Below are 13,057 nucleotides of genomic sequence, written 5' to 3'. Positions count from 1 at the left end.
CCATCAGGAAGATGGGTCGACGAGCCGCTGCCGCGCTTGACGAGGCGCCCGGAGCACGAGATGTCGTCGCGCCAGGTGTCGGCGGCGCCGAAGCCCCCGTCGGCCACAGTGAGCGCGGGTGCGTGACCTGCGCGAGCTTCACGTCCAGGGTCGCGACGGACGCCTGCGCGTAGAGGCCCCGCACGCGTGCCGCCGTGGTCGCCCGGAGCGTGGCGCCCTGCGCGCGTGCGTCGCCATGAGCGTGATGTCCGATTTCCGCCAGCGGGGTGCGGTGTCCTGGCCCACAGTGGAAGGGTGACGAGCGACGACAGCAGGTACGAGGCGGTGTGCAGCCGCGATGCAAGGTTCGACGGCGAGTTCTTCTTCGCCGTGGCCACGACGGGGATCTACTGCCGCCCCAGTTGCCCGGCGACCGCCCCCAAGCGGCAGAACGTGCGCTTCTTCCCGACCGCGGCCGCCGCGCAGGGCTCCGGTTTCCGGGCCTGCCGCCGCTGTCGCCCCGACGCGGTGCCCGGCTCGGCCGAGTGGAACGTCCGCGCGGACGCGGTCGGCCGTGCGATGCGGCTGATCGGTGACGGTGTCGTGGACCGTGAGGGCGTCGCCGGGCTCGCCGCGCGCCTCGGTTACAGCGCCCGGCAGGTGCAGCGGCAGCTGAACGCCGAGGTGGGCGCGGGACCGATCGCACTCGCCCGGGCACAACGGGCCCACACCGCGCGGATCCTGCTCCAGACCACGACCCTGCAGGCAGCGGAGATCGCCTTCGCGGCCGGGTTCGCCAGCGTGCGGCAGTTCAACGACACCGTCCGGGAGATCTACGCCGTCACCCCCAGTGGGCTGCGCGCGGCGAAACCGGGCCGGTCCGCACGCTACGGATCGGTCGGTACGGCGAACGGAGCGGGCGGGGTGCCGCTGCGGCTCGCGCACCGCGGCCCGTACGCGGCCGCCGAGGTCTTCGACCACCTCGGCGAGCGGGCCGTCACCGGCGTCGAGGAACTCACCGGCGAGCGCGGCGGGCGGACGTACCGGCGCACCCTCCACCTCCCCCATGGCAGCGGTATCGCAGAGGTCGGCGAGGTGCTCGGCGAGGGCGGCTGGCTCACCTGCCATCTGCACCTCGGTGATCTGCGCGACCTGACCACGGCCACCCAGCGGATCCGGCGGCTGTTCGACCTGGACGCCGACCCGTACGCGGTCGGCGAGCGGCTGGGCTCCGACGCCGCGCTCGCGCCGCTGGTCGCGCTGCGGCCCGGGCTGCGGGCTCCGGGCTCCGCCGACCCTCACGAACTCGCCGTCCGTGCGGTGCTGGGCGGGCAGGTCTCCGTGGCCGCCGGTCGCAGGCTCGGCGGTGCCCTGGTCGCCGCGTACGGGCAGCCCCTCACGGTGCCCAGCGGTGGGCTCACGCATGTCTTCCCCACGGTCGACGACCTCGCGCAGGCGTCGCTCGAAGAGCTCGGCATGCCCGACGCACGCCGCGGCACCCTGCGTACGGTCGCCGGCGCGCTCGCCGACGGCACCGTGCGCCTCGACGCCGGCGCCGACCGCGACGAGGCCGAGAAGGCGCTGCTCGGCCTGCCTGGCGTCGGCCCCCGCACCGCCGGCTACATCCGGATGCGCGCCCTGGGCGACCCGGATGTCCTGCTCACCGGAGACGTGGCCGTCCAGGCCGGAATGCGCCGGGCGGGCGCCGATCCGGTCGACGCCGAAGCCTGGCGGCCCTGGCGCACCTACGCCATGCACCACTTCTGGAACGCTGCCGCCGACCGGCTCCGGCCTGCCGAAGCGTGACGTCCGAATCCCGCCAGCTTCTGCGCTCGGCACACCTCATTGTTGGAGGTGGAAGAGATGAACGGATACTCAAGACAGGACATGACTGATGACGGTCTACACGACGATCGACAGCCCGCTGGGTGAACTCCTGCTCGTGGGCGAGGAGTCGGCCACGGCTAAGGGCGGCACGGCGCTCGCCTCGCTGTCGATGCCCGGCCAGAAATCCGCCGCCGTCGTCCGGGACGGCTGGATCAAGGACGCGGACGCCTTCGCGCAGATCGCCTCCCAGTTGCGCTCCTACTTCGAGGGCAGGCTGACCCACTTCGACATCGAATACGTCAGCGGTGGCAGCGAGTTCCAGCAACGGGTGTGGAAGGCCCTGGAGGTCATTCCGTACGGGACCACCCTCAGCTACGGCGACATCGCCGCGCGGATCGGCGCGTCGAGGGCCGCGGTACGAGCCGTGGGCACGGCCATCGGTGCGAATCCGCTGCTCGTCGTGCGCCCCTGCCACCGCGTGATCGGCGCGAACGGCGCGCTCAGCGGCTACGCGGCCGGTATGGAGCGCAAGCAGCGGCTTCTGGACCTGGAGAAGGTGCGCCCGGCCGCTGCCGTGTCGTCATGACCCGCACAGCGCGAACCGCGGTGGCGCACCTGGCCGACCGCGTCGGGGCCGGTGACCGGAAGGCGCTGGCCGCCGCGCTCGACGAGCACGGCAGCGCGCTCACCGGCCCGTTGCTGTCGCCCGACGAGTGCCACGAGATCAGCGCCCTGTACGACGACGCCGACCGTTTCCGTACGACCGTCGACATGGCCCGGCACCGTTTCGGCTCCGGCCAGTACCGCTACTTCACCCACGAACTACCCGATGTGGTAAGGGAGTTGCGCGCGGCGTTCTACCCACGCCTGCTGCCGATCGCGCGCGACTGGGCCGGCCGGCTCGGGCAGCCCGCGCCCTGGCCCGACAGCCTGGAGGAGTGGCTGGCGATGTGCCATGCGGCCGGGCAGGCCAAGTCCGCGCAGATCCTGCTGCGTTACGGGCCCGGCGACTGGAACGCCCTGCACCGCGATGTGTTCGGCCCGATGCTCTTCCCGCTCCAGGTCGTCGTCGGCCTCGACTCCCCCGGAGTCGACTTCACCGGCGGCGAGTTCCTGATGACCGAGCAGCGTCCCCGTGCGCAGTCGCGGGGTTCCGCCACGACCCTGCCGCAGGGGCACGGTCTGATTTTCACGACCCGCGACCGGCCGGTGGCCTCCCGGCGGGGCTGGTCCAGCGGCCCGATGCGGCACGGCGTGAGCACCGTCCACTCAGGGCGCCGTCACACGCTGGGCCTCGTTTTCCATGACGCCGCGTGACGCCACCGTCGGCTCGGCCGCGCTGCCCCGCTCTCGGCTTGCGAACGCGGTGTTTCTGTTCTGCGAACAGGCAGCCGCAGCCGGAGACACGGGCCGACCGCCGATGTGACCATGTGCGCATGCTCCCGGGAGAAGATCGCGCCGCCCGGCGGGTGCTGCTGGTGTGCATGGCGGCAGGGGTGACGACTCTGCTCGACCAGTCGGTCCTCAACATCGCGGTGCCGGCGCTGCGCCAGTCGCTGGAGGCCGGTCCCAGCGACGTGCAGTGGATCGTCGCCGGCTACTCGCTCACCTTCGGTCTGATGCTGGTTCCCGGCGGCAGCCTGGGTGACGTACGCGGTCGCAAAGGTCTGTTCCTCGTGGGGCTCTCGACCTTCGTGCTGTGCGGCGTGGTAGCCGCCACCGGCGGGCGGCCGGACATGGTGATCGTCGCGCGACTGGTACAGGGCGCCGGGGCCGGTCTCGTCAACTCCCAGGTCATCGGCACCCTTCAGGACGTCTTCAGCGGCCTGGACCGGGCCCGCGCGCTGGGACTGTACGCGGTCACCGGCGGTGTCGCCGCCGCGCTCGGGCCGGGCCTCGGCGGCGCCCTGGTCGCGGCCTTCGGCCCGGAACCGGGGTGGCGGCTGTGCCTGCTCCTCAACACCCCCTGCGGGCTGCTCACCCTCTGGCTCGCGTTCCGCTGGCTTCCGGCGACACGACGGACCGGCAGGCGGAGTCAGCTCGACTGGTGGGGGCTGATGTGGGCGGGTGCGCTGACCCTCGCTCTGATGCTGCCGTTCATCAGTACCCCGGGCAGTGGCCGGGCTGCCGCGCTGTGGGCCGGCGCCGCACTCGTCCTGGCCGGCTGTTTCGCCGTGGGGCAGCGGCTGCGGGTACGGGCCGGGCGAGCCCCGCTGGTGCATCCGGCGCTCGCGCGTTCGCTCCCGTACACGCTCGGGACGGGCATCGCGATGGCGAGCTTCGGGTCCTCGCTGGCGGCGACGCTTGTCCTGACCATGTTCCTGCAGAGCGGACTCGGGCTCTCCGCGCTGACCGCCGCCGCGGTCACGCTTCCGTCCGCCGTCGCCATGGGAGTCACCTCGGCCGTGGCCTGGCGGGTGGTGCGCCACCTGGGACCGCACACCGTCACGGTCGGCCTCGCCCTGGGGATCCTCGCGCTGCTGGCCGGGGCAGCGGCCACCGTCAGCGCCCCGCGTACCGCACTCCCCCTGGTGCTCGCCGCCGTGCAACTGCTCTCGGGCGCCGCCGCCGGCCTCACCATCGCCCCGAACCAGGCCCAGGTCCTCCAGCACGCACCGGCCGAGGCCGCCGGAGTGGCCGGCGGCATTCTGCAGATGGCCCAGCGCATCGCCGCCGCCGTCGCCCTCAGCGCCGTCTCCGGAAGCTACCTGCGCGGTTCATCAGGGGCAACGGGGTTGCCCCGTACGGCTTTTGCCCACGCGACGCTCCTCTGTGCGGGGCTGCTCACCGTGGCCGTCGCCCTGTCGCTGCTTCGCCCTCGCCTCACGGGCCGACGAGGCCCGCCTGCCCTCCCGGCTTCCGCACACCGTCAGTCCGCACCCGTTCACAAGGAACCGTCATGACCCTGCCGCCCACCACCACCGCTCGCTGGGTGACCGAGGACTGGGACGCGCCGTCCCCGGCCCTGCTCCGCGAGCAGATGTCCGCCGAACTGGCCCCACGCTACGCACCGGTCGCCCACCGCCGCGTCCGGCCGCCCCAGCCGACGGCCGAGGAGATCGTCGTCACCTGGGTGGCGTACGCGGACGAGGTGGCCGTGGCCACCGCCTCGTTGCGCAGGCTGCCGGACCGTCACGAGGTGAAGCGGGTGTTCGTCCATCCCGACCATCGCGGCCGGGGTCTCGCCAAGGAGGCACTCTCGGCGGTGGAGTCCTCCGCGCTCGGGCTCGGCATCGAGCGCCTGTGGTTGCAGACGGGTGAGTTCCAGCCGGAGGCCCAGGCGCTCTACGTACGGGAGGGCTGGCAGCAGGTGCCGCCGTACGCCCCGTACGACGGCAACCCGTTCTGCTTCTGCTATACCAAGGCGCTTGAGTCGCCGTCTCGTTGACGGCCTGTTGCGCCAAAGCGCTTCAACCACCGCCCGTTTGGCATCGGCCAGCCACGCCACGACGGTCGTGGCGGACCGAGGTGCTCGCGCAGGGTCGTGCCCGTGTACTGCGTACGGAACAGGCCGCGGCGGCGCAGTTTCGGGGACCACCAGGTCGGCGAAGTCGGAGAGTGTGGCCGGCAGATACGAGAAGGTCACGTTGAAGCCGTCGGCTGCGCGGCCCCGGAACCACTCCTCGATGTGGTCGGCGATCTGTTCCGGGGTTGCGTACGGAGAACGGAACACCGTGCCCGGTGACGTAGAAGAAGCCCACCTCGTGGGCGGCTGCCCGGAGTTCGGCGAGGGAGGTGGGCCGGTCGGTGTCGGGGGCGCGGAAGCCGGAGATGTCGATGACAGGCAGGGTGGTGGGCTGTGCCATGGGAATCCTTCGCAACGGCGGTGGACCCGGCAGGCGGCGTTGGGTGGCAACGGGCGTGCGGGATCAGCCAGTCGGAGGCAGAGGGGGCGCCGGGAGCGGTCGGGCAGGCGGGAGGCGCGGGCCGTTACACGGCGGTCAGCGACAGATCTCGTCGAACTGGTCGGCGCGGCGGCTCACCCGAGCGACCCGTACTGGCGCGACGGTGACTACCACGACGCCGGGCCCGGGCTGGGCCCGCACGCAGGACTCGGCCTGGCGCGGCGTCTCGCGCACGTCACCTATCGCAGCGAGCCGGAACTGCGGGTCCGCTTCGGCCGCGCACCCCAGGGCGCGGAGGAACCGTTGAACGGGGGCCGGTACCAGGTCGAGTCCTACCTCGACCACCATGCCGCCAAGCTCGTGCGCCGTTTCGACGCCGGGAGTTATGTCACGCTGGCCGAGGCGATGAACACGCACGACGTCGGTCGCGGCCGCGGCGGAACGAGCGCCGCCCTGCGCCGGGTGGCCGCCAGAACCCTGGTCGCCGGCGTCGACTCCGACCGCCTCTATCCACCCTCCCAACAGGCGGAGTTGGCCGCGGGCATCCCCACGGCGGACAGCCTTCGGGTGATCGAGTCCCCCTACGGTCACGACGGTTTCCTCATCGAGGTGGAACAGGTGGCCGCGCTCGTGCGCGAGCTCGTCTGCTGGCGCGACCCGGCGATGGTGCTCTGTGAACTTCGGAAGACCAGTTGGCCCGCTCAGTGGAACGTTCCTGGCAGCGTGCCGTGGGCGCCTGCCATGGTCGATCAGCACGGGCCCGGCACGCTTGGATGTTCTCCCTATGCACACAGGAGAGTTGGCAATGTCGCAGGAATCGTTGAGCCGAAGAAGCATGCTGCGTCTGGGCGGGACAGCCGTCGCGGCCGCGGGACTCGCCGGCATCACCTCACCCGCAACGGCACTGGGCAGTGGAACAGCCGACCTCGGCGCCGGCAGCACGTTCATGGCGTGGAAGGGCGTCACCGGTGACCAGCAGGTCTGGTGGAACAGTCTGCAGAACGGCGGAAGCGGCTGGAGCACTCCGCAGCCGGTCCCCGGCGCCTCGAGCAGCGCCGGAGTGGCGCTGGCGGGGCAGGCGAACGGACCGCTGTTCATGACGTGGAAGGGCGTGGCGGGCGACGAGAAGATCTGGTGGAACTGGTTCGACGGCAACACGTGGTCCGGGGCGCAGCCGGTACCTCGTGCCCTGAGCACCGTCGGCCCCGCCCTGGCCCCCTACTCCGGTGTCTTCATGGCGTGGAAGGGCGGTTCGGGAGACCAGCAGATCTGGTGGAACAGCTACTACGGCGGCTGGACCGTGCCGCAGGCGGTCTCCGGCGCCAGCTCCGGCTTCGGCCCGGCCCTGGCGGTCCGGAAGATCGGCTACGGCGAGCCCTACATGGCCTGGAAGGGCGTCGAAGGCGACCAGGCGGTCTGGTGGAACAAGTACCTGGGCGGTTCGACCGGCCAGAACACCTGGACCGTCCCGCAGCCTATCCCCGGCGCCTCCACCTCCGCGGGGGTGGCGCTGGCCGCACCGCCCGGCGGGGGCGTACACCTGGCGTGGAAGGGTGTCGCGGGTGACCAGCGCATCTGGTGGAGCCAGACCTACCCGTCCTCCCCGGACGTCTGGACGACACCACAGGTCGTCCCCTACGCGACCACCGATGTCGGTCCGGCCCTCGCCGTCTACGGCAGCTCGACCTACATGACCTGGCGGGGGATCCAGGGCGAGCAGGTCTTGTGGAGCCTGTTCAACGGCTCCGGCTGGACCACGCCCCGATCGGTGTCCGGTGCAGCCTCCAGTTTCCGGCCCGCCCTCGCCGCCCTCGGGAGCTGAAACACAGGCTCTGCCCGGCGTCGGCCCGCCCAGCGGACTGGCCGACGCCGGGCATGCCGTGTCACCTGCGCCGCCACTCCTCGGCCAGCAGCTCGTAGGAGCGCACCCGGTCGGCGTGGCCGTGGGTGATGGTGGTGATCAGCAACTCGTCCGCGCCGGTGGCCTCCTGTAGCTGCTCCAGCTGGTCGGCGACCCTGGCCGGGGAGCCGACGAACTGGGTGTCGACGCGATCCTGGACAAGTGACCGGTCCACGTCGGTCCAGACGTGGGCGCGCGCTTCCTGCGGAGTCGGGAACTCGATGGCGCCCTCGGCCGTACGAATGCTGCGAACCCACGCGCCGTAGCCGGTGGCGAGTTCGCGGGCGGTGCTGTCGTCCTCGGCGACGACGACGTCCGCGGAGACACTGACATACGGCTTGTCGAGTACCTCGGACGGCTGGAACGCAGCCCGGTACCCCTCCGCCGCCTCCAGTACGGTCCCGGGGCTGACGTGGTAGTTCGCCGCGAACCGCAGGCCGCCCCGGCCCGCGACCTCGGCGCTCTCTCCCCCGCTGCTGCCCAGGATCCACACCTGTACGTCGGCTCCCTCGCCCGGGACGACATGCGCCTCGACGCCGTCCGCTGTGCGGTATGTGCCGGCCAGCAGTGCGAGGATGTCGTCGATCTGCTCGCCGTAGTCCTGCGACTCGGCGTTCGGCTGCTTGAGCAGCTTGATCTGGAGGGCGACGCGCGGTGAGCCGAGCAGGTGCTCGAAGGAGAACCGCGGTGGAATCCGCAGCCCGTTCGGGGCCAGGCCGTCGACGACCGGGGTGGCCGTCGGCAGCGGCGCGGCGGGCCCGGCCGGCGGGCGACCGCCGGAACGGCCGAGCCCCAGGTCAAGGCGCCCGGGGTGCAGCGCGTCGATCAGGCCGAACTCCTCGACCGTGGACAGCGCGGTGCGGTGACCGAGCTGTACGGCACCGGAGCCCAGCCTGATCGTCGAGGTCGCGGAGGCGGTCAGGGCGAGGACGACCGCCGGAGAGGTGCCGGCCACGCCCGGGTTCAGGTGATGCTCGGCGAACCAGTAACGGGCGTACCCGAACTGCTCCGCCCGCCGGGCCAGGTCGATGGAGTTGCGCAGCGCCTCGGCCGCGGTGGAGCCGGACGAGACCGGGACGAGGTCGAGGACGCCGAGGGGGATGTCGGACATGGGAACGGGTGCTCCTCAGCGGTCGGCCGGCGCGGATACGCGCTCTGGTACGGACGGGGATTCGGGCTCGGATACGCGCTCTGACGCCGGCCCGGAAACGCGCTCGGATTCGGGCTCCGGCTGGGACTCGGGTGTACTCGTGCCCGCCGACGGTTCCGCGAACACCGGGCCCCACGCGAACGGCGGATCAGGAATCTCCCGTCGCAGCACGGGCGCGATGTCGGACTGGAAGAGTTCGAGGGAGGCCCGGTGCTGGGCTCCGGTCAGCCCGCCTGCGTCGGCTTGCAGATGCAGCACGGTGTGCCCGAACTGCTCGTGATAACGGTGCACTTTCTCGATCACCTGCTGGGGGCTGCCGATCAGCGCCGAGCTGCGCTCCACGAAGTCCTCCAGGGTCGTGAACACCGGCTCCAGGCCCAAGCTCTTCTGGAACGCCAACTGCCCCTCGAAGACCGGGCGGTAGGCGGCGATCGCCTCCTGCGACGTACGGGCCGCGTGGTAGCCCGCAGACCCGGCACCGACCGCGATCCGGGCCGGGTCGTGGCCGTAGTGCTCCCAGCGCTCCCGGTAGTAACGGATCAACTCGGCATACGGCTCGATGGGGTTGGTGACGTTCGCCGAGAACAGCGGATCGCCGTAGCGGGCGGCGAGGTCCACCGACTCCTTGCTGGTCGCGCTCCCGTGCCAGACCCGGATGGGCTGCTGGAACGGCCGGGGCCACACCTCGGCCTCGTGCAGCTCGGGACGGAAGCGGGTCGCGGCGGTCACCTTGTCCTGCCGCCAGATCTGCCGGAACACCTCGTAGCCCTCGGCGTTGCGGTCCCACTGATCCTCGGGCGTGACATGGAACAACTCCCGCTGGGCGGTGCCGTTGCCTTTGCCGATGATCAACTCCAGCCGTCCGCCGGACAGGTGGTCCAGGGTCGCGTAGTCCTCGTACGCGCGCACCGGGTCGAGGAGGCTGAGCGTGGTGACCGCCGTGAACAGGCGGATCCGGGAGGTGAGCGCCGCGATGTGGCTGAGTACGACGGGCGGCGAGGAGGAGATGAACGGCCGCTCGTGCCGCTCCCCCACACCGAAGCCGTCGAAGCCCAACTCCTCGGCCAGCAACGCGTTGTCGATGACCTCGCGAAAACGCGCGTTGGTGGGTTTCCGCACGCCGGTCACCGGGTCCGGCGCGTGCACGATCAGGGTGATGGCGAGGAACTTCATGACGCGGCCTGTACGGCTGGAGCGTCGGCGTCGGGGTGGGCCAGGCCCAGGTGATCGCGCAGGGTCGTGCCCTCGTACTCCGTGCGGAAGACGCCGCGTTCCTGGAGCAGCGGGACGACCGTGTCGGCGAAGCCGTCGAGGCCGCCCGGAGTGATGTGCGGGACGAGGATGAAGCCGTCGCTGGCGTCCGCCTGGACGAAGTCGTTGATGGTCTCGGCGACGGTGGCCGGGGAGCCGACGAACGACTGACGGTTGCCGGTCTCGATGACGAGGTCGCGGATGGACCACTTGTTGGCGGCCGCACGCTCCCGCCACTCCCGGGCGGTGGCCAGCGGGTCGCGGTACATCCGCACCTGGGCGCGGCCTCGGGCGATGGTGTGCTCGCCCGGGTCCGGATCGATGTCGGGAAGCGGTCCTTCCGGGTCGTACGCGGACAGGTCGCGGTTCCAGACGAACTCGAGGTGCTTGATGGCGGTGGCGCCGCTGACCTGCTGGCGCCGCACCTCACGGGAGATCTCCTCCGCCTCCGCGTCCGTGTCACCGAGGACGAAGGTGGCGGCGGGCAGGATCAGCAGCTGGTCGTGGGCGCGGCCGTGCCGGGCGAGGCGGCCCTTGACGTCCGTGTAGAACGCCTGGCCCTCTTTGAGGGTGCTGTACCGGCTGAAGATCGCGTCCGCGCCGGCGGCGGCGAACTCGCGTCCTTCGTCGGAGTCTCCGGCCTGGAAGATGACCGGGCGGCCCTGCGGGCTGCGCGGCACGTTGAACTGCCCCTCGATGTCGAAGTGCTGCCCCTTGTGCACGAAGGCTCCGGCCTGCGCGTCGCGGAGGAAGGTGCCGCTCGCCTGGTCGGCGACGATCTCGTCCCCTCGCCAGGAGTCGAACAGTTCGTGGGTGGTGGCCAGGAACTCCTTGGCCCGGGAGTACCGCTCGTCCTGTGGGAGGAAGCCGCCGCGGCGGAAGTTCTCACCGGTGAAGGCGTCCCAGGAGGTGACGACGTTCCAGGCGGCGCGCCCGCCGGAGAGGTGGTCGAGGCTCGCGAACTGACGGGCCACCTCGTAGGGCTCGTTGAACGTGGAGTTGATGGTGCCGGTCAGGCCGAGGTGTTCGGTGACGGCGGCGAGTGCGCTGAGGATGGTGAAGGTGTCGGGCCGTCCGACGACATCCAAGTCGTAGATCTTGCCGCCCTGTTCGCGCAGTCGCAGCCCTTCGGCAAGGAACAGGAAGTCGAACTTGGCGCGTTCGGCGGTTCGCGCGAAGTGCGCGAAGGAGCTGAACTCGATGTGGCTGCCGGCCTCGGGGTCGCTCCACACGGTGGTGTTGTTGACGCCGGGGAAGTGCGCCGCGAGGTGGATCTGCTTGAGCGGCTTGTCCGTTGACTTGCTCATGAGTGAGGTCCCTCCGGCTCAGACGTGGGCGGCGTAGCGGTTGGCGGGGCGGGCGAGCCCCAGCAGCCCGCGCAGGGTGTCGGCCTCGTACGAGTGCCGGAAGGCGTCGCGGCGCTGGAGTTCGGGGACCAGGCCCCGGGTGATCGCCGGGAGGTCGTGCCCGGCGACGGCCGGACGCAGTCGGAAGCCGGTCAGCCCGGACTCCCGCAACTCCTGGAGCAGATCGGCCAGTTGTACGGGGGTGCCGGTGAACACCCGCGCGTCGCTGGTGTACGGGTAGCCCGCGAGGGCGTCGAGACGCTCTCGCCGGTCCACCGCGGCGGCGGGGTCGTTGTCCAGGAACACCACGAGGTCACCGAAGAGGTGCAGGGGCTCCTCGGCGCGTCCGGCCGCCTCCTGTTCGGTGCGGACCGCGGCGACGATGGCACGCGCCTCTTCGACGTCGTGCGGAGTGACGTACCCGATGTCGGTGCTGCGGGCGAGCAACCGGAACGGCGCGCCCGTCGTGGACTCGTGGGCCAGTGCGGTGACCAGGGGCTGGCCCTGCGGCGGGCGGGGTGTGATGGACGGGCCCTTGACGCTGAAGTGCTTGCCCTCGAAGTCGATGTAGTGCAGTTTGTCGCGGTCGACGAAGCGGCCGGTGGTGACGTCCCGGATCTCCGCGTCGTCCTCCCAGCTGTCCCACAGTCGGCGCACCGCCTCGACGTAGTCGGCGGTCTCGTCGAACAGGTCGACGATCAACTCCTGTAGAGCCGGGGTCTCCAGGTCTTCGATACGGAGCTTCGGGAACGTCCGGCGTCCGAAGTGAGCTGCCTCGTTTTGCCGCGCGGACGCCTGCACCCGCAGGCCCGCGCGGCCGGTGCTCACATAGTCGAGGGTGGCGATGGCCTTGGATATGTGGAAGGGCTCCGTGTGGGTGGTCACCACGCTCGGCACCAGCCCTATGTGGCTGGTCAGCGGCGCGACACGGGCGGCGATGAGGACGGCGTCGAGTCGGCCGCGTACCTGATCGGTGCGTGCGTCCGGTTCTTGGAGGCGTGCGGACTGCGGGCCAAGGCTGTCCTCGATGGTCACGAAGTCGAGCAGGCCGCGCTCTGCCTCGGTGATCAGGTCGGTCCAGTACGAGGCGGTGAACAGATCGTGGGGGCGGGCCACCGGATCACGCCAGGCGGCCGGGTGCCAGCCCGCGCCGTCGAGGGCGACGGCCAGGTGCAGTGCGGCGGTGGAGGAAGAGGATGAGGGCAACGACGTTGACGAGGACACGAAAGGGGTGCCTTCCTGATCGACCGTGTGAGATCGCCGGGCCTCGAACTGGGAGGGTGCGGCGGCGGGGTGACAGGTCAGGGACGACAGAGCGCGCCGGCCACGCGCTGGAGATCGATGTGCGGCCGGGAGTACAGGTGCACGCGACGGCGCGGGGCGAGAACCGGGACACGAAGACGGGGCACGGGCTGCACGTCCGTCACCTCCGCCCTTCCGGCTCGGCGGGCTGGAGGCCGCCGGCATCGCGCTTGCGGAACCCGGGACGGGTACCGCCTGGTCGTCACCTGGAGCACCCCGCCGCGGAGGAGGGTTGCCGGTCAGCAAGCCAGGGCTTGACGCTGACGCTCATAACCTGCTGGGGACGTTACGGGAGGCCACAGCGGTGCGCAATGCCCGGGGATCATGGTCGTGCTCACACCGCCGCGCGTCCTCAGGAGCGACAACCACCGGGCTGCGCAATCTGTTCCACGCCTCCTGTCCAGCCTGAGGCACGCCGAATGACCACCTGGTGAGACTGCGCCGGAGGCCTTCTTGA

General features: G+C 71.2%; 11 protein-coding genes, 3 pseudogenes and 1 riboswitch. Of the genes and pseudogenes, 7 read left to right on the top strand and 7 right to left on the bottom strand.

Going from position 1 to position 13,057, the window contains the following annotated elements; translation table 11 throughout:
• The first annotated feature begins 294 nt into the window (after positions 1–294).
• The 5 genes from ACFWP7_RS11000 to ACFWP7_RS10980 all read left to right on the top strand — a co-directional run bounded on the left by ACFWP7_RS11000 (position 295) and on the right by ACFWP7_RS10980 (position 5,194).
• Complete coding sequence (locus ACFWP7_RS11000; protein ID WP_384379404.1) at positions 295–1,785, top strand: AlkA N-terminal domain-containing protein; 1,491 nt, start codon at positions 295–297, stop codon at positions 1,783–1,785.
• A gap of 88 nt (positions 1,786–1,873) precedes the next feature.
• A complete protein-coding gene (locus ACFWP7_RS10995; protein WP_384379401.1) occupies positions 1,874–2,392 on the top strand; it encodes a methylated-DNA--[protein]-cysteine S-methyltransferase in 519 nt (172 codons plus the stop codon).
• A complete protein-coding gene (locus ACFWP7_RS10990; RefSeq protein WP_384379398.1) occupies positions 2,389–3,123 on the top strand; it encodes a 2OG-Fe(II) oxygenase in 735 nt (244 codons plus the stop codon). Before ACFWP7_RS10995 ends, ACFWP7_RS10990 begins: the two co-directional genes overlap by 4 nt.
• 119 nt (positions 3,124–3,242) lie before the next feature.
• A complete protein-coding gene (locus ACFWP7_RS10985) occupies positions 3,243–4,709 on the top strand; it encodes an MFS transporter (RefSeq protein ID WP_384379395.1) in 1,467 nt (488 codons plus the stop codon).
• Positions 4,706–5,194, top strand: coding sequence for a GNAT family N-acetyltransferase (locus ACFWP7_RS10980; RefSeq protein ID WP_384379392.1), 489 nt, complete (start codon positions 4,706–4,708; stop codon positions 5,192–5,194). Before ACFWP7_RS10985 ends, ACFWP7_RS10980 begins: the two co-directional genes overlap by 4 nt.
• Here the strand turns inward: ACFWP7_RS10980 and ACFWP7_RS10975 are convergent.
• Together ACFWP7_RS10975 and ACFWP7_RS10970 are read right to left on the bottom strand one after the other, a co-directional pair.
• Positions 5,161–5,458: pseudogene (locus ACFWP7_RS10975) on the bottom strand (hypothetical protein); the annotation flags it as partial. The gene ACFWP7_RS10980 and the pseudogene ACFWP7_RS10975 sit on opposite strands and share 34 nt — an antisense overlap.
• Positions 5,459–5,522: 64 nt before the next feature.
• Positions 5,523–5,612 (bottom strand): annotated as a pseudogene (locus tag ACFWP7_RS10970) (hypothetical protein); the annotation flags it as partial.
• Between the two features lie 180 nt (positions 5,613–5,792).
• On the opposite strand from ACFWP7_RS10970, the pseudogene ACFWP7_RS10965 reads away from it, so the two are divergent.
• Together ACFWP7_RS10965 and ACFWP7_RS10960 are read left to right on the top strand one after the other, a co-directional pair.
• Positions 5,793–6,296, top strand: a pseudogene (locus ACFWP7_RS10965) (homoserine O-acetyltransferase); the annotation flags it as partial.
• A gap of 160 nt (positions 6,297–6,456) precedes the next feature.
• A complete protein-coding gene (locus tag ACFWP7_RS10960) occupies positions 6,457–7,473 on the top strand; it encodes a hypothetical protein (protein ID WP_384379473.1) in 1,017 nt (338 codons plus the stop codon).
• Positions 7,474–7,534: 61 nt separating this feature from the next.
• On the opposite strand, the gene ACFWP7_RS10955 is transcribed toward ACFWP7_RS10960, so the two are convergent.
• The 5 genes from ACFWP7_RS10955 to ACFWP7_RS10935 form a co-directional block, all read right to left on the bottom strand.
• Positions 7,535–8,662 (bottom strand): LLM class flavin-dependent oxidoreductase, encoded by a 1,128-nt coding sequence (locus ACFWP7_RS10955; RefSeq protein WP_384379389.1) that lies wholly within the window; start codon positions 8,660–8,662, stop codon positions 7,535–7,537.
• Between the two features lie 15 nt (positions 8,663–8,677).
• On the bottom strand, positions 8,678–9,874 hold the full coding sequence (locus ACFWP7_RS10950) for an LLM class flavin-dependent oxidoreductase (protein WP_384379386.1): 1,197 nt from the start codon (positions 9,872–9,874) through the stop codon (positions 8,678–8,680).
• The gene (locus ACFWP7_RS10945) at positions 9,871–11,259 is read right to left on the bottom strand and encodes an NtaA/DmoA family FMN-dependent monooxygenase (protein WP_384379383.1); all 1,389 of its coding nucleotides are present in this window, start codon (positions 11,257–11,259) and stop codon (positions 9,871–9,873) included. The genes ACFWP7_RS10950 and ACFWP7_RS10945 overlap by 4 nt, the downstream gene beginning before the upstream one ends.
• 18 nt (positions 11,260–11,277) lie before the next feature.
• On the bottom strand, positions 11,278–12,522 hold the full coding sequence (locus ACFWP7_RS10940; protein WP_384379380.1) for an LLM class flavin-dependent oxidoreductase: 1,245 nt from the start codon (positions 12,520–12,522) through the stop codon (positions 11,278–11,280).
• Between the two features lie 77 nt (positions 12,523–12,599).
• Entirely contained in the window at positions 12,600–12,665 is a 66-nt protein-coding gene (locus ACFWP7_RS10935) for a putative leader peptide (RefSeq protein ID WP_384379464.1), read from the bottom strand.
• A gap of 96 nt (positions 12,666–12,761) precedes the next feature.
• Positions 12,762–12,875: riboswitch (SAM riboswitch) on the bottom strand.
• Positions 12,876–13,057: the final 182 nt, after the last annotated feature.

It is taken from the genome of Streptomyces sp. NPDC058470 (assembly GCF_042721055.1).
Taxonomy (GTDB): Bacteria; Actinomycetota; Actinomycetes; order Streptomycetales; family Streptomycetaceae; genus Streptomyces.
Note: the sequence above shows the minus strand (reverse complement) of the source record. Positions and strands in the feature narration are given on the sequence as shown.